The sequence below is a fragment of the Rhizobium mulingense genome, assembly GCF_029194105.1.
Classification (GTDB): Bacteria; Pseudomonadota; Alphaproteobacteria; order Rhizobiales; family Rhizobiaceae; genus Rhizobium; species Rhizobium mulingense.
Genome location: NZ_JARFVE010000005.1, coordinates 214,597 through 228,832 on the forward strand (window position 1 = coordinate 214,597; position 14,236 = coordinate 228,832).

At 61.0% G+C, this 14,236-nt stretch carries 16 protein-coding genes; 5 read left to right on the plus strand and 11 right to left on the minus strand.

The genetic code is table 11. From position 1 onward, the window contains the following. Positions 1–44 precede the first annotated feature (44 nt). On the minus strand, positions 45–1,226 hold the full coding sequence (locus PYR71_RS13665) for an acetyl-CoA C-acetyltransferase (RefSeq protein ID WP_275619743.1): 1,182 nt from the start codon (positions 1,224–1,226) through the stop codon (positions 45–47). Positions 1,227–1,464: 238 nt separating this feature from the next. On the opposite strand from PYR71_RS13665, the gene phaR reads away from it, so the two are divergent. Further along, positions 1,465–2,040 (plus strand): polyhydroxyalkanoate synthesis repressor PhaR, encoded by a 576-nt coding sequence (gene phaR, locus PYR71_RS13670; RefSeq protein WP_064683897.1) that lies wholly within the window; start codon positions 1,465–1,467, stop codon positions 2,038–2,040. On the opposite strand, the gene PYR71_RS13675 is transcribed toward phaR, so the two are convergent. The 5 genes from PYR71_RS13675 to mtgA all read right to left on the minus strand — a co-directional run bounded on the left by PYR71_RS13675 (position 2,035) and on the right by mtgA (position 5,148). Next, positions 2,035–2,442, minus strand: a complete 408-nt coding sequence (locus tag PYR71_RS13675; RefSeq protein ID WP_275619744.1) for a hypothetical protein — start codon at positions 2,440–2,442, stop codon at positions 2,035–2,037. The two genes, phaR and PYR71_RS13675, sit on opposite strands and share 6 nt — an antisense overlap. Before the next feature lie 147 nt (positions 2,443–2,589). Beyond that, on the minus strand, positions 2,590–2,775 hold the full coding sequence (rpmF, locus tag PYR71_RS13680; RefSeq protein ID WP_003543812.1) for a 50S ribosomal protein L32: 186 nt from the start codon (positions 2,773–2,775) through the stop codon (positions 2,590–2,592). A 155-nt stretch (positions 2,776–2,930) separates the two neighbouring features. Further along, positions 2,931–3,578: a glutathione S-transferase family protein gene (locus PYR71_RS13685; protein ID WP_275619745.1), complete on the minus strand. Its 648-nt coding sequence runs from the start codon at positions 3,576–3,578 to the stop codon at positions 2,931–2,933. 13 nt (positions 3,579–3,591) lie between these two features. Continuing rightward, positions 3,592–4,314 (minus strand): DUF1868 domain-containing protein, encoded by a 723-nt coding sequence (locus PYR71_RS13690; RefSeq protein WP_275619746.1) that lies wholly within the window; start codon positions 4,312–4,314, stop codon positions 3,592–3,594. A 96-nt stretch (positions 4,315–4,410) separates the two neighbouring features. Further along, positions 4,411–5,148 carry a monofunctional biosynthetic peptidoglycan transglycosylase gene (mtgA, locus tag PYR71_RS13695; protein ID WP_275619747.1) on the minus strand — a complete coding sequence of 246 codons (738 nt, stop codon included), beginning with the start codon at positions 5,146–5,148 and terminating at the stop codon, positions 4,411–4,413. 137 nt (positions 5,149–5,285) lie between these two features. Between mtgA and PYR71_RS13700 the strand changes: the two genes are divergently transcribed. Further along, positions 5,286–6,200 (plus strand): polyprenyl synthetase family protein, encoded by a 915-nt coding sequence (locus tag PYR71_RS13700; protein WP_275619748.1) that lies wholly within the window; start codon positions 5,286–5,288, stop codon positions 6,198–6,200. Positions 6,201–6,312: 112 nt separating this feature from the next. Here the strand turns inward: PYR71_RS13700 and hisC are convergent, their stop codons facing one another. From hisC to PYR71_RS13720, 4 genes are all read right to left on the minus strand, one after another. Further along, entirely contained in the window at positions 6,313–7,374 is a 1,062-nt protein-coding gene (gene hisC / locus PYR71_RS13705; RefSeq protein ID WP_275619749.1) for a histidinol-phosphate transaminase, read from the minus strand. A gap of 16 nt (positions 7,375–7,390) precedes the next feature. Continuing rightward, entirely contained in the window at positions 7,391–8,641 is a 1,251-nt protein-coding gene (gene ispG / locus PYR71_RS13710) for a flavodoxin-dependent (E)-4-hydroxy-3-methylbut-2-enyl-diphosphate synthase (RefSeq protein WP_275619750.1), read from the minus strand. Positions 8,642–8,841: 200 nt separating this feature from the next. Next, positions 8,842–10,035: an MFS transporter gene (locus tag PYR71_RS13715; RefSeq protein WP_275619751.1), complete on the minus strand. Its 1,194-nt coding sequence runs from the start codon at positions 10,033–10,035 to the stop codon at positions 8,842–8,844. A 63-nt stretch (positions 10,036–10,098) separates the two neighbouring features. Next, a complete protein-coding gene (locus PYR71_RS13720) occupies positions 10,099–10,875 on the minus strand; it encodes a DeoR/GlpR family DNA-binding transcription regulator (protein WP_275619752.1) in 777 nt (258 codons plus the stop codon). Between the two features lie 281 nt (positions 10,876–11,156). On the opposite strand from PYR71_RS13720, the gene PYR71_RS13725 reads away from it, so the two are divergent. From PYR71_RS13725 to PYR71_RS13735, 3 genes are all read left to right on the plus strand, one after another. Beyond that, positions 11,157–11,930 (plus strand): amino acid ABC transporter substrate-binding protein, encoded by a 774-nt coding sequence (locus PYR71_RS13725; protein ID WP_183917517.1) that lies wholly within the window; start codon positions 11,157–11,159, stop codon positions 11,928–11,930. Positions 11,931–12,150: 220 nt separating this feature from the next. Further along, positions 12,151–12,831: an amino acid ABC transporter permease gene (locus tag PYR71_RS13730; RefSeq protein WP_275619753.1), complete on the plus strand. Its 681-nt coding sequence runs from the start codon at positions 12,151–12,153 to the stop codon at positions 12,829–12,831. Further along, positions 12,828–13,589: an amino acid ABC transporter ATP-binding protein gene (locus PYR71_RS13735; RefSeq protein ID WP_183917513.1), complete on the plus strand. Its 762-nt coding sequence runs from the start codon at positions 12,828–12,830 to the stop codon at positions 13,587–13,589. The genes PYR71_RS13730 and PYR71_RS13735 overlap by 4 nt, the downstream gene beginning before the upstream one ends. Before the next feature lie 41 nt (positions 13,590–13,630). On the opposite strand, the gene PYR71_RS13740 is transcribed toward PYR71_RS13735, so the two are convergent. Next, on the minus strand, positions 13,631–14,203 hold the full coding sequence (locus tag PYR71_RS13740; protein ID WP_183917512.1) for an NADPH-dependent FMN reductase: 573 nt from the start codon (positions 14,201–14,203) through the stop codon (positions 13,631–13,633). Positions 14,204–14,236 lie beyond the last annotated feature (33 nt).

Consider the following 14,236-nt stretch of genomic DNA (forward strand, 5'->3'; position numbering starts at 1 on the left):
CACGCAGCGGGATTTCAATCAATGACGGATCGTATCGTGTGCTATTAAAATGCCTCGAAACACATGGCGACGCCCATGCCGCCGCCGATGCAAAGCGTGGCCAGGCCCTTCTTCGCGCCGCGGCGCTTCATTTCGAACAACAGCGTGTTGAGAACACGCGCGCCGGAAGCGCCGATCGGATGGCCGATCGCAATCGCCCCGCCATTGACGTTGACGATGGCTGGATCCCATCCGAGATCCTTGGTGACGGCGCAGGCCTGCGCCGCAAAAGCCTCGTTGGCTTCGACGAGATCAAGATCGCCGACCGACCAGCCGGCCTTTTCCAGCGCCTTGCGGGACGCCGGGATCGGGCCGGTGCCCATGATCGAAGGATCGACCCCCGCCGTTGCCCAGGAAACGATGCGGGCGAGCGGCTGGATGCCGCGACGGACCGCTTCCGCTTCGCTCATCAGCACCGCGGCGGCGGCGCCGTCGTTGAGACCGGAGGCATTTGCAGCCGTCACCGTGCCGTCCTTGTCGAAGGCCGGACGCAGCTTGCCCATCGCCTCCAGCGTGGCGCCGTGGCGGATATATTCGTCGGCATCGACGGTCACGTCGCCCTTACGCGTCTGGATGACATAAGGGATGATCTCATCGGCAAAGCGGCCGGCCTTCTGGGCGGCCTCCGCCTTGTTCTGCGAAGCGACGGCGAACTGATCCTGCTCGTCGCGCGAAAGCTGCCATTGGCGCGCAATATTCTCGGCAGTGATGCCCATGTGATAACCGTGGAAGGCATCGGTCAGGCCGTCCTTGATCATCGTGTCGACCATCTTCGCGTCGCCCATCTTGACGCCGCCGCGCAAATGCAAGGCATGCGGCGCCATCGACATGGATTCCTGGCCCCCGGCAACGATGATCCTGGCATCGCCGGTGGCGATCTGCTGCATGCCGAGCGCGACGGCGCGTAGGCCCGAGCCGCAGAGCTGGTTGACGCCCCAGGCCGTCGCTTCCTTGGGAATGCCAGCTTTGATTGCCGCCTGGCGGGCCGGGTTCTGGCCCTCGCCGGCGGCCAGCACCTGACCGAGGATCACCTCGTCGACTTCGCCGGCTTCGACGCCGGCGCGCGCGAGCGCACTCTTGATGACGGCCGCACCGAGTTCATGGGCGGGGACCGTTGCGAAAGCGCCGTTGAATGAACCGACTGCGGTTCGACCTGCGCTGGCGATGACGACGGATGAATTGCTCATGGGGAGGCTCCTCGTTTTTCGTCCCACTTACATTAGGGGAAACTGGCAAAGCTTTTAGCACAAGTCAAACGCGAAGACCGGCCGCCGGCATTTTTCGGCGGCGGCCCGCAAAGCCGATTCGTATGATCTGTTAAAGGTTTGCCGCATCGCACAAAGAGATTGTCACCGGCCTTCTTTTGCGTTTACAGTCTGAAGTGGAGGAACATCCATAAATCAGACGGGGGTTCAGGAGACTGATATGGCGAAGAATGAGGGTCAGATAGTCATCAAGAAATACGCCAATCGCCGCCTGTACAATACAGGCACCAGCACCTATGTGACGCTGGAAGATCTGGCGGAGATGGTGAAGAAGGGCGAGGATTTTACCGTCCAGGATGCAAAAAGCGGAGATGACATCACCCATTCGGTGCTGACCCAGATCATCTTCGAACAGGAATCGAAGACCGGCAACACACTGCTCCCCATCTCCTTCCTGCGCCAGCTCATCACTTATTACGGCGACCAGATGCAGATGGTCGTGCCGAGCTTTCTCGAACATTCGATGCGCGCCTTTAGCGAACAGCAGGCGCAGATGCGTGAGCAGGTGAACCGCGCCTTTGGCGAAACGCCGCTCGGCAAGAATCTGCAATTGCCGATGCAGATGGTCGAGGACCAGGTTCGCCGCAATACGGAGCTGTTTCAGCAGGCAATGCAGATGTTCTCGCCTTTCATGAACCCGCCGGCGGCCAAGGAAAGCCGCAAGGCCGAGGCCAAGGATATCGACGAGCTGAAGGAGCAGCTCCGCGCCCTTCAGAACAAGCTCGATAACCTATAAGCCGATCGAGACATCCCGCCCGGCGCTTCGGATCGAAACGGCAAAACCGCCGATCACATCGATCAGAGCGATCGTCATCAGTATGAAGAATACCTGCGTCGCAGCGTCCTGGACGAGCAGAAACTCGACCAGGAACGGGATGAACACCAGCATCGACAAGATATGGTTGATGAGGTTGCCGGGGCCGGTTCTGGTTGCCTTCAGGATTTCGAAGAAGAGCACGACGAGCGCTATAACGATGAAGAGATCGCCGAGCGCCATGCTCCAGATCGCGCCCGAGAGCATCGACAGCACAATGATGTCGTGCTGCAGCGCTGCAATGCCGCCGTCGCCCATCAGGCCGAGCATCGCCAGATTGTAGAGAATAAACGGGATAATCATCAGCGGCATGGCGGCTATCATCGGCAATCTCTCCTTGGCGACCGGAAGAATACTGCCGTAAACCGTTGCTCCACTGCAAGCCATTGCAAATATTATATCGCCGAAACGCAAAAGGCCGGCGTGATGCCGGCCTTTGAAACTTTCGATCGGACAAGCCGGATCGGAAAATTATGCGCTTTCCTTCGGCGTCAGAACCTGGCGGCCACGATACATGCCGGTCTTCAGGTCGATGTGATGCGGGCGGCGCAGTTCGCCGGAATTCTTGTCTTCGACATAGGTCGGAGCCTTCAGCGCATCAGCCGAACGGCGCATGCCGCGCTTGGACGGGCTCGTTTTTCTCTTCGGTACAGCCATTTCTCTTACTCCACTTGCGGGCAAAACATTCCCACGGCCAGACTGGCGGCCGAAACGGACATGTCGCGATTTCGGAAATTTTGCGCGCTTATACATGCAAGGGGCGGCCTTGACCAGTCCCCATGAATATTTTTTGCGAGGCGACGATTCCTGCCTCAGACTTCGTCTTCCGCCACGATCCAACGTTCGGCGCGGGCCGCCTCCTCCCATTTGCGCCAGGCCGGATGCGCCTTCATCGTCGTCATATAGGCGAGCGTGTCGTCCCGATCGACGAGGTCATAAATGTCGAACCGGTTGACGACAGGCGCAAACATCGCATCCGCACCGCTGAAGGCACCGAAAAGAAACGGTCCTCCGGATTGCTGCAGGAGGTCGCGCCAGATCGTCTCGATACGGCTGATATCGGCGGCGACACCATCCGGCAAGACGATCCTGGCCTTCGGCCGTCGGATATTCATCGGGCAGGCGCCGCGCAGGGCCCGGAAGCTCGATAGCATTTCCATCGAAACCGAACGGGCGAGCGCCCGCGCAGCGCGATCCCTCGGCAGAAGGCCGGCTTCGGGATAAAGCTCGGCGGTATATTCGATGATCGCCAGCGATTCCCAGATCTTCAATGCGCCGTGCTGCAGGACCGGCACATTGCCGCTTGGCGAGATGGCCTTGACGTCGGGATTGCCGCCGGGATAGTCGAAGGGGATCAGGACCTCCTCGAAATCAACACCGGCGCCCGTCAGCGCCATCCACGGCCGGAACGACCAGGAGGAGTAATTCTTGTTGGCGATGTAGAGCGTCGGTCTGTCCATAGGCCTCTCCTATTCAGGCGTCGAAATCAAAGATCAGCAGTTCGTGGAAATGGTTCATGTCCTCGTAGACGCAGAATGCCGGCGGCATCAGCTCGAAAACAGGGATTTTACGACGAATATCCTCAACCACCTCGCCAAGCATCGCCTGCCAGCGCGGCAGGGCGTCGTCCTCCAGCCATTCGAGCGGATAGGCGAAGGTGATGTGGAACGTGTAGTCTGCATGGTTCGGTTCGCGATAGCCGAACAGATCGGCAAAGGCATCGCGCCAGGCGCGCATGATCCTGCGGTCCTTCTCCGTCGCGCCGTCGACCAGCAAGCCTGAAGGGCGGGCTCCGGTGACGGCGACCTTGAAAGGCTCGGCCATCGAAAAACCTTCGAGCCGAGCCGCCAGCAGCGCTGTCATTTCCTTGATGGGCGTCTCGAGAGGAAGATCGGCCGGCCAGCGATCCTGCCGGCGCATGGTCTCGATGATGCCGTCGAAGAGCGTCATGTGAAGGCTGGAGATCGGCGTGAAGAGGAATTGCGGCGCCTCCGGCATCGCAAGATATTTGTCCCGCGCCTCGATCAATGCCGTCAGCGTCCTTGAACGCTTCACCGGGTGGCAGACGATGGTGTTGCCGGCCTCCGGCAGGAAGCCGCCGACCTTGCGATAACGGCTGCCGAGATGGGCGGGCGGATTGGGATTGTGCCTCTTCGAATAAAGGAGAAGTTCGGGAGAAAAGATTGTGGCGGTCATGGGCGACTCAAGGGTTCTGGGTGGACTTCATTCGCCCATATGGCAGGACCAAGAATGTCAGATGACGCTTGCCGCTTCTAACGACAAGTTCTGACTTCACCCATAGATGCATTTGATATAATCGCCTGATCCCTGCGCGCGCCTTTCGATGACGCCGGCCAGCCGACGAAGGCCGCGTCCTGGTTTGCCGGCATTGCGGTCGATCGGGTTCGGCAGCGAGACGGCAAGCAGCGATGCCTGCCGCCGCGTCAGCTTCGAGGCAGGCACCTTGAAATGATGCTGGGCTGCCGCCTCGACGCCGTAGATACCGGGACCCCACTCGGCGATGTTGAGATAGATTTCCATCAGCCGCCGTTTCGACAGCACGAAATCCGTGGAGACGGCCAGCGGAAGCTCCATCGCTTTGCGCACGAAGGAGCGGCTGTTCCAGAGAAAGAGATTCTTGGCCGTCTGCATCGGGATGGTGCTGCCGCCGCGTGTTGCCTGGCCTTTCAGCGTATCCTCGACCAGCATGCGCATCTCGGCCCAATCGACGCCGCCATGAAAACAATATTGCCCGTCCTCGGACATCATCACCGACTGCACCAGGACCGGAGAGATCTCGTCCAGCGACACCCATCTGCGGTCATAACCACGCAACAGCACGAGATCGCGCAGCATCAGCGTCGAGACCGGGTGGATGAAGGGCAGCAGATACAAAAAGATCAGCACATAGGGAAGGACTACCAGCGCCAGCAGGGCAAGAACGATGCGCTTCAGCACAAGCCGATTTTCGAACCATCGCCGACGGGCCGGCATGTCGGCGATATCCTCTGTCTCCGGCGCTATATCCAAAACGTCCCCAGTCCACTTCGCTCCCCTGTCGTTCTCATAGCGCCTGTGAGGCGCTTATGCCAGAGCACATGGGAAATCTTGCGGCGGCCATCGACAATTCCGTTGCAAGCCCCCTTGCCCCATGCCAAACAGCGCCGATGGACGCGATCCGGGACACTTTCGAGACGAGGCTGAAGAACAACGCCCGCGAGATCGAGGCGCTGCTCGTCGCATTGCTGTCGCCGAAAGCCCTCTCCGACGAAATCGCCAGGCCCGAGACCCTGCGCAACGCCATGCACTATGCCGTGTTGAACGGCGGCAAGCGGCTGCGCCCATTCCTGGTTGTCGAAAGTGCCGCTCTTCTCGGCGGCGATGCGCAGGCCGCCCTTCGTATCGGCGCCGCGCTCGAATGCGTGCACTGTTATTCCCTCGTGCATGACGATCTGCCGGCCATGGACGATGACGACATGCGCCGCGGCAAACCGACGGTGCACATCAAGTTCGATGAAGCCACCGCGATCCTAGCCGGCGACAGCCTGCTGACCTACGCCTTCGACATTGTCGCAGCACCGGAAACGGCGCTTCCCGATGCCAGCAAGGCATCGCTGGTGCTGGCTCTTGCGCGCGCCGCCGGTCTCGGCGGCATGGCCGGCGGCCAGGCGCTCGATCTAGCGGCGGAAAAACAAGCTCCAGACGAGGCCGGCATCATCCGCCTGCAGGCGATGAAAACGGGCGCGCTGATCCGCTTCGGCTGCGAGGCCGGCGCCATCATCGCGGGAAGCCCGCAGGACGATCGCCGTCGCCTGCGCGCCTTCGGCGAAAAGATCGGCCTTGCCTTCCAGCTCGCCGACGACATTCTCGACCTGACCTCGGATGCTGCGACCATGGGCAAGGCGACTGGCAAGGATGCGGCCCGAGGCAAGGGAACGCTCGTGGCGCTGCACGACATGGAATGGGCCGAGACCGAGCTCCGACGGCATGTGGCCGACGCCGAAGCACTGCTGGCTCCCTACGGCGCCCGCGCATCGACCCTCATCGCCGCGGCGCATTTCATCGCCGATCGGAAGAACTAAAGCACGTCGCATCGCATTTGCTTCATGCCACGCGCTTTAGCTCCTTGTTTTGATGCATGTCGTTGTTCCGGAACCGCTGCACGCTTCCGGGCGACATGCATTAACTGGCGGATCAGGCCGACAATATTTCGTTGAGAGCGGACACCAGACGGGCGCATTCCTCATCCGTGCCGATGCTGATGCGCAGGAATTCCGAAATGCGCGGCTTGGCGAAATGCCGGACGAGAACACCACGCTCGCGCAGAGCCGCTTGAAGCGCGGCACCAAATCGACTTTCGTGCCTTGCGAAAACGAAATTCGCCTGAGACGGCAGCACCTCGAAATCCAATGCTTCGAGTTCCCGGACGAGAGCGTCCCGGCTGACGATGAGCTTCTTCCGGCACGTCTCGAACCAAGCCTCGTCCTTGATCGCCGCCGTTGCGGCGACCTGCGCCAGGCGATCGAGTGGATAGGAGTTGAAGCTGTCCTTGACGCGCACAAGCGCCTCGATCAGCTGCCGCTGCCCCAGCGCAAAACCGACGCGCAGACCCGCAAGCGAGCGGGATTTCGACAAGGTCTGGATGACAAGCAGATTGGGATATTTGGAAATGAGCGGGACAGCGCTTTCACACCCGAAATCGACATAGGCCTCGTCGATCGCCACGACCGCATCCGGATGGGCGGCGACAAGCGCCTCTATGTCGGCAAGCGGCAGGCCGATGCCGGTCGGCGCATTCGGATTGGGGATGAGGATCGCGCCGCACGGCCTGTCGTAATCCGACGGCCGGATCCGGAACCTGTCGTCGACAGGCACTTCGATCGTTTCAACGTCGTATAGCAGGCTATAGGCTGGATAGAACGGATAGCTGACATCCGGATAGAGAAGCGGCAGCTGGTGTTTCAGCAGCGCCTGAAACGTATGAGCGAGCACCTCGTCGGAGCCGTTGCCGACGAAGACTTCATCTGCTTCCAGACAGAAACGGGCGGCGATCGCCTCGCGCAATTCCGTCGCAGTCGGATCGGGATAGAGCCGCAAACGATCGTCCGCCGCTTGCCCAATCGCCTCGAGCGCCCTGGGAGACGGCCCGTAGGGATTCTCGTTGGTGTTAAGCTTGATCAGGCCGGGAATACGGGGCTGCTCCCCCGCGACATAGGGCCGAAGCTTGCTCACAATAGGCGACCAGTACCGGCTCATCCAAACACGCCGGTTTTCATTCCGCCGCCGTCCGCTGGCCGAAGCGCTTCTCGATATAATCGACGACAAGTGCTTCGAAATCAGCGGCGATATTGGGGCCGCGCAGCGTCAGCGCCTTCTTGCCGTCGATGAAAACGGGCGCGGCCGGCGTCTCGCCGGTGCCGGGAAGCGAAATGCCGATATCGGCGTGCTTGCTTTCGCCTGGTCCGTTGACGATGCAGCCCATGACGGCGACGTTCAGCGCCTCGACACCGGGATATTTCTCGCGCCAGACCGGCATGTTCTTGCGGATATCATTCTGGATGTTCTGGGCCAGTTCCTGGAACACCGTTGACGTCGTGCGTCCGCAGCCCGGACAGGCGGCAACGACAGGCACGAACTGGCGGAAGCCCATGACCTGCAGGATTTCCTGCGCCACTTGGACTTCACGCGTACGGTCGCCGTTCGGCTCCGGCGTCAACGATACGCGGATCGTATCGCCGATGCCATGCTGCAGCACGAAGCCCATCGCCGCCGACGAGGCGACGATGCCCTTGCTGCCCATGCCGGCTTCGGTGAGGCCGAGATGCAGCGCATGGTTGGAGCGCTCGGCGAGCATGGAATTGACGGCGATCAGATCCTGCACCTGGCTGACCTTGGCCGAGAGGATGATGCGGTTGCGAGGCAGGCCGATTTCCTCGGCAAGGGCGGCCGAAAGCAGCGCCGACTGCACGATAGCTTCGCGCGTCACCTGTCGGGCCGAGAGCGGCGAGCCGGCTCCAGCATTCTCATCCATCAGCGCCGTCAGCAGGTCCTGATCGAGCGAGCCCCAGTTGACGCCGATGCGCACCGGCTTGTCGTAGCGGATCGCCATCTCGATGATCTCGGCGAACTGCTTGTCCTTCTTGTCCTTGAAACCGACATTGCCGGGATTGATGCGGTATTTCGCCAGGGCCTCGGCGCAGGCCGGGTGATCGGCGAGCAGCTTGTGGCCGATATAGTGGAAGTCGCCGATCAGCGGCACGTCCATGCCGAGCCGCAGCAGCCGCTCGCGGATCTTCGGCACGGCAGCTGCACTCTCGTCGCGGTCGACGGTGATGCGGACCAGCTCCGAGCCCGCGCGGTGGAGGGCCGCGACCTGGGCGACGGTCGAATCGATATCGGCCGTATCGGTGTTCGTCATGGATTGCACGACGATCGGCGCGCCGCCGCCGACGATGACGCCGCCGACATCGACGGCGACGGAAGCGCGGCGCGGTTTCGGATCAAAATCGGCGGCTGACAACATTGAAAGCTCTTGCACCCCTAAACATGTCGCGCAAAAGTGCGCAGCGGTTTTGCGATAACGACATGCGTAAAACAAAGATCTAAAGCGCGGCAAGCGAATCTGAAAAGATTGCGCAGCGCTTTAGAAATGGTGCCTTTCAGGTGGATCATGACCGCTTTCTTGTCAACCGCCCCCTATATCACTTTTGTTTTGGAGGCGGCTCAATGGCCGCCTCCGGAAACTCCGTCGGCATAATGGGCCAGCTTCGAAAACGCGAGAACGAACAGCAGCAGCACCGGCAGCGCTATAAAGACGACGGCAAAGCCGATATGTTCAGCAACGAAACCGATCAGCGACGGCGCGACGAGCATGCCGGAATAGCCCATCGTCGTGACGACGGAGATGCCGATGCCGGGTTTAAGGCCAGGAATATTGCCTGCCGCCGAGAAAGCGATCGGCACCATGTTTGATATGCCGATGCCGCAAAGGGCAAAACCCAGGATGGCGATCTCGGCGTCCGGCGCAAGGCCGGCAAGCAACATGCCGACGATGGCAAAGATCGTGCAGATGCGTAGCGTCTTGACGCCTCCGAGGCGATCGCGCACCAGATCGCCGGCAAAGCGCATGGTCGCCATGGTCGCCGAAAAGGCTGCGAAACCGAGACCTGAAAGGGCGACCGACGCATCCATTTCCTGCCGGAGGTAGAGCGCGCCCCAATCCAGAACCGCGCCTTCCGGCACCATGGAGAACAGCGCCATCAGGCCGAGCAGCCATGGCAGCGGTACCATCGGCAGTCTCGTCTTCTCCTTCTTGGCATCGGGATGGGGCGGATCCGCAAGAATCATCGGCCAGGCGACGGCAACGAAGATCGCCGCCAGCACGGTCGCCAGTTGGGCGTGGCCGAGAATGCCGAGCTTGGCGATCACGATGCCGCCGAGGCCGGAGCCGATCAAGCCGCCGAGGCTCCAGAAAGCGTGGCAGGACGACATGATGGCGCGGCGCATGGATTTTTCGACAGAGACTGCGTTGGCATTCATCGCCACATCCATGGCGCCGATGAAGCCGCCGAACAGGAAGAGCGAGATAGCCGCGGTGATCACGGTCGGGGCGAGCGTCAAAGCCAGGAGCAGCGGCAGCACGCAAACGGCGGTTGCCCGAACGACGACACGCGAGCCATGTTTGGCGATCTGCGCGCCGGCGATCGGCATCATGACCAGCGAACCGACACCGAAGACGATAATCATAAGCCCGAGGTCGAACTTGCTCAGCCCAAGACGCTCGGCAAAATCGGGTATCTTCGGCGCCCAGCAGCCGACGACGAAGCCGTTCATGAGAAAGAGCAGGGAAACCGCCGCCCTGCTTCTGGTAATGAAGCCGCTCCTGGCCCCCCGCGGTGCATTCACATGACTGTCCATCTCTCGGTCTTTCCTCGTTGCCGGGTTGCGCGCCCGGTTTCCCTAAACTCTATGACAGCGGTCTCAGTTCGTTTGCTCGGCGGTGACGGTCCTGCAGCCGCGCGCGCGGTAGGCGGCAAGGACGGCCGGGTCGGCATCGTGCTCGACAACCAGGCATTCGCAATGCGCCATGGGCAGGATGCTGTGGGGCGCAGCGGTGCCGAATTTCTCCGAGGTCACGGCCACAAGAACTTTTCTGCTTTTCGACGTGGCAAACCGTTTGAACTCGGCATCCTCGAAGCCGAACGCGGTGATGCCGGCCTCGAGATCGACGCCGCAGGCGCCGAGAATGCAGAGATCCGGCGATATCTGCTCCATATCGCGCAACGCCTTGGCGCCGAGCGCCCCGCCGGTCTGCCGATCCACCATGCCGCCGATCAGGATGACGTTGACGGCAGGCTTGTCGATGAGCACCGCGGCGATCGCCGGCGCATTCGTCGCAGCCGTCAGGTCGAGTTCGGCCGGCAAGGCATTGGCAATCGCCAGATTGGTGCTGCCGGCATCGAAGAACACCGTCAGACCGGCGGGGATTTGTTTTGCCGCGGCCCGCGCCAGTGCCTGCTTCCGCTCGGCGGCAAGTCCGATGCGCTGCGTCAGGCTTCCATGCGCCGGCGCGACCGGCAAGGCGCCGCCATAGACCCGCTCGCAGAGTCCCGCCGCCGCCATCTCGCGAAGGTCGCGCCGCACCGTATCTTCGGAGACGCCGAATTCGAGCGCAAGTTCCGCCGCCAGCACGCGGCCGTTCAGCCGCAGCCTTTCGGAAATCACACCTTGACGCTCTCGCAACAGGAAATCATGCATGTTTCTACCAGATCGATAATTGAATTATGTAAAACGTGCATAAACGCTTACGACTGTGCATGCAATACGCACGGCCACACGTTTTCTGACGTATTGAAATAAAACCCCGCCAACGAAGGGCAAAAATGGTCTGGTTCCCAGGCAATTCGATGCCCGGTCAGCCGCTTGAGAAAAATATTTGCACTTGCTGCTTTTATTCGCAGTTTTCTTCGCTTCCGGCGCCCTAGTTTTCTGCAAACTATGCCGTATCCGATGACAACCTCCCAAGGATGGAAAAAACAATGAACTGGTTGAAAACCGTCGCCGCCGTTGCCCTCATTCAGGCTGCCGCCCTCCTGCCCGCCCATGCTGGCGAAAACCTTGCCGCCATCAAATCGGCCGGCGTCTTCAAGATCGGCACCGAGGGCACCTATGCGCCCTTCACCTATCATGACGAAAGCGGCAAGCTCGTCGGCTTCGACGTCGAGATCGGTGAAGCGGTCGCCGCAAAGCTCGGCGTCAAGGCTGAATTCGTCGAAGGCAAGTGGGATGGCCTGATCGCCGGCCTCGACGCCAAGCGCTACGACACCGTCATCAACCAGGTCGGCATCACCGAGGCCCGCAAGCAGAAGTATGATTTCTCCGAACCCTATATCGCTTCCAAGGCGGTGCTGATCGTCCGCGACGGCGACGACAGCATCAAGACCTTCGCCGATCTGAAGGGCAAGAAATCCGCCCAGTCGCTGACCAGCAATTTCGGCAAGCTCGCGACCGAAGCCGGCGCCGAACTCGTCGGCACCGACGGTTTCGACCAATCGATCCAGCTCGTGCTGACTAAGCGCGCCGATGCGACGATCAACGACAGTCTCTCCTTCCTCGATTTCAAGAAGCATAAGCCGGACGCGCCGGTGAAGATTGCCGCCGAGCAGGAAAATGCCGATTACTCCGGCATCATCATCCGCAAGGGCGAGCCGGAGCTGCTCGCCGAAATCAACAAGGCGCTCGCCGACATCAAAGCCGACGGCACGTACAAGAAGATCGCCGACAAATATTTCGGCCAGGACGTATCGAAGTAGGCTCGGGGAAAAAGTCCCCTCCCCAACCCTCCCTACAATCTCGCCACAAGGGGGAGGGGCTAACTTGCAGCATCCGCTTGCAGAAAGCAGCAGCCTTCCTGCGGATGAAACGAATAAGTGGAAAGCTTCGGGAACGGCATCCAAGCCCCTCCCCCTTGTGGGGAGGGGTTGGGGAGGGGTATTCGAGATATCACCACCCAACTGACGAGAAGGAACGCCCTTGCAGCACTGGCTCCAATTGATGGCGGAATCGCTCCCTTCGCTCCTCTGGGCGGGGCTGATCTTCACTATCCCCCTCACGCTGCTGTCCTTCAGCTTCGGCCTGATCCTCGGCCTGATCACCGCGATCGCCCGCCTCTTCGGTCCCACACCGGTCGCGATCGTCGCCCGTTTCTATGTCTGGGTCATCCGTGGCACGCCGCTGCTCGTGCAGCTCTTCGTGATCTTCTACGGCCTGCCGAGCATCGGCATCCTGCTCGATGCCTTTCCGGCCGCCCTCATCGGCTTTACGTTGAATATCGGCGCTTACAGCTCCGAGATCATCCGCGCCGTCATCTCCTCCGTGCCCAAGGGCCAGTGGGAAGCGGCCTATTCGATTGGCATGAGCTGGCGTCAGGCGATGAGCCGCACGATCCTGCCGCAGGCCGGCCGCGTGGCCGTACCGCCGTTGTCGAATACCTTCATCTCGCTGGTGAAGGACACGTCGCTTGCCGCCGCCATCACCGTGCCGGAGCTTTTCCAGGCCGCGCAGCGCATCGTCGCCACCACCTATGAGCCGCTGATCCTCTATATCGAGGCGGCGCTGATCTATCTTGCCCTGAGCTCCGTGCTCTCGCAGCTGCAGGTGCGGCTGGAACGCCGCTTCGCGCGTTATGGCGGCATGCTGGAGGCAAACGCATGATCGAGCTTTCCAACATCGAAAAGCGCTTCGGCGACGCCATCATCCTGAAGGATATCAGCATTCGCATCCCGGAGGGCAGCGTCACCGCGCTGGTCGGACCCTCAGGCGGCGGCAAAAGCACGCTGCTGCGCTCTATCAACCTGCTCGAAATCCCGACATCAGGTGCAATCCGCCTCGGCGAGGCAGAGCTTTCCTTCGCGCCCGGCAAACGCGTCGGCTGGCAGGCGATTCAGAAAATCCGCCGTCAGACCGGCATGGTTTTCCAGAACTTCCAGCTATTCCCGCATCAAACCGCGATCGAAAATGTCATGGAAGGTCTGGTCACGGTGCTGAAATGGCCGAAGGAGAAAGCCCGCGAACGCGCCGCGGAACTTTTAACCAAGGTGGGTATGGCGCACAAAGCCGATGCCTGGCCCTCGACATTATCGGGCGGCCAGCAACAGCGCGTGGCGATCGCCCGGGCGCTGGCGCCGTCGCCGCGCGTGCTTCTGTGTGACGAGCCGACCTCGGCGCTCGATCCGGAACTCTCGGCGGAAGTGGTCGATGTGCTGGGCCAACTGGCCCGGGAAGGCACGACCATGGTGATGGCGACCCATGATCTGCGCCTCGCCTCCAAGATCGCCAATGACGTCGTCTTCCTGGAAGCTGGCAGTGTGGTAGAAACGGGCAGCGCCAGAGCGATCTTCACCGCGCCGGAGCGCGAACGCACCAAGCGGTTCATCTCGACGATCAACGCGGCGCATACCTACGATATTTAAAACGGTGCCGGGCTCTCGCCCCGGCACCGCCGGCATTTCGATCAAGCGGCCGTGACGACGGTGCGCGCGGCCTTCAAGGCGTTGCCCCACCAGGTCAGCTGGTCGAGCATGTTCTTGGCGGCTTCGTTGAGATGCGCGTAGTCCCCAAGCTGCTTGCCCTCCTTGAGAACGGCAAGATATTCGCTGAAGGCAATGTGAACACCGGTCTTGACCGACGCTGCGCTCATTTCGACGAAGATCAGGCGAAGCTGCTCGACGGCCCGTGCACCGCCGACGCCGCCATAGCCGACGAAGCCGACCGGCTTCTGGAGGAACTCGCCGAGATCGATGGCGTTCTTCAGAACTGCCGTCGGCGCGTGATTGTACTCGGCGACGGTGAAAATAAACCCGTCGAATTCGCGCAGCTTCTTCTTCCAGCGTTCGGCGGCTTCGCTTTCCGCCGTCGTTGCGCGCTCTTCGCCGAAGAAATGCATGGGATAGTCGAGAAGATCGAGAACCTCACATTCGAGATCGGAGCGCTGGCCGACGAGCCCGGCGATCCACTTGGCCGGATGTTCGGCAAAACGGCCAATACGCGTGCTGCCGACGATGACGGCAATCTTCAATTTGTTCATGGAAAAGATTTCCTGGTTGTTCTTGGGACGGAT

Bases quoted from the DNA above. Each gene is read 5' to 3' on its own strand.
- PYR71_RS13665 (WP_275619743.1), bottom strand. From the start codon at position 1,226: ATGAGCAATTCATCCGTCGTCATCGCCAGCGCAGGTCGAACCGCAGTC.
- phaR (WP_064683897.1), top strand. From the start codon at position 1,465: ATGGCGAAGAATGAGGGTCAGATAGTCATCAAGAAATACGCCAATCGC.
- PYR71_RS13675 (WP_275619744.1), bottom strand. From the start codon at position 2,442: ATGATAGCCGCCATGCCGCTGATGATTATCCCGTTTATTCTCTACAAT.
- rpmF (WP_003543812.1), bottom strand. From the start codon at position 2,775: ATGGCTGTACCGAAGAGAAAAACGAGCCCGTCCAAGCGCGGCATGCGC.
- PYR71_RS13685 (WP_275619745.1), bottom strand. From the start codon at position 3,578: ATGGACAGACCGACGCTCTACATCGCCAACAAGAATTACTCCTCCTGG.
- PYR71_RS13690 (WP_275619746.1), bottom strand. From the start codon at position 4,314: ATGACCGCCACAATCTTTTCTCCCGAACTTCTCCTTTATTCGAAGAGG.
- PYR71_RS13700 (WP_275619748.1), top strand. From the start codon at position 5,286: ATGGACGCGATCCGGGACACTTTCGAGACGAGGCTGAAGAACAACGCC.
- hisC (WP_275619749.1), bottom strand. From the start codon at position 7,374: ATGAGCCGGTACTGGTCGCCTATTGTGAGCAAGCTTCGGCCCTATGTC.
- ispG (WP_275619750.1), bottom strand. From the start codon at position 8,641: ATGTTGTCAGCCGCCGATTTTGATCCGAAACCGCGCCGCGCTTCCGTC.
- PYR71_RS13715 (WP_275619751.1), bottom strand. From the start codon at position 10,035: ATGGACAGTCATGTGAATGCACCGCGGGGGGCCAGGAGCGGCTTCATT.
- PYR71_RS13720 (WP_275619752.1), bottom strand. From the start codon at position 10,875: ATGCATGATTTCCTGTTGCGAGAGCGTCAAGGTGTGATTTCCGAAAGG.
- PYR71_RS13725 (WP_183917517.1), top strand. From the start codon at position 11,157: ATGAACTGGTTGAAAACCGTCGCCGCCGTTGCCCTCATTCAGGCTGCC.
- PYR71_RS13735 (WP_183917513.1), top strand. From the start codon at position 12,828: ATGATCGAGCTTTCCAACATCGAAAAGCGCTTCGGCGACGCCATCATC.
- PYR71_RS13740 (WP_183917512.1), bottom strand. From the start codon at position 14,203: ATGAACAAATTGAAGATTGCCGTCATCGTCGGCAGCACGCGTATTGGC.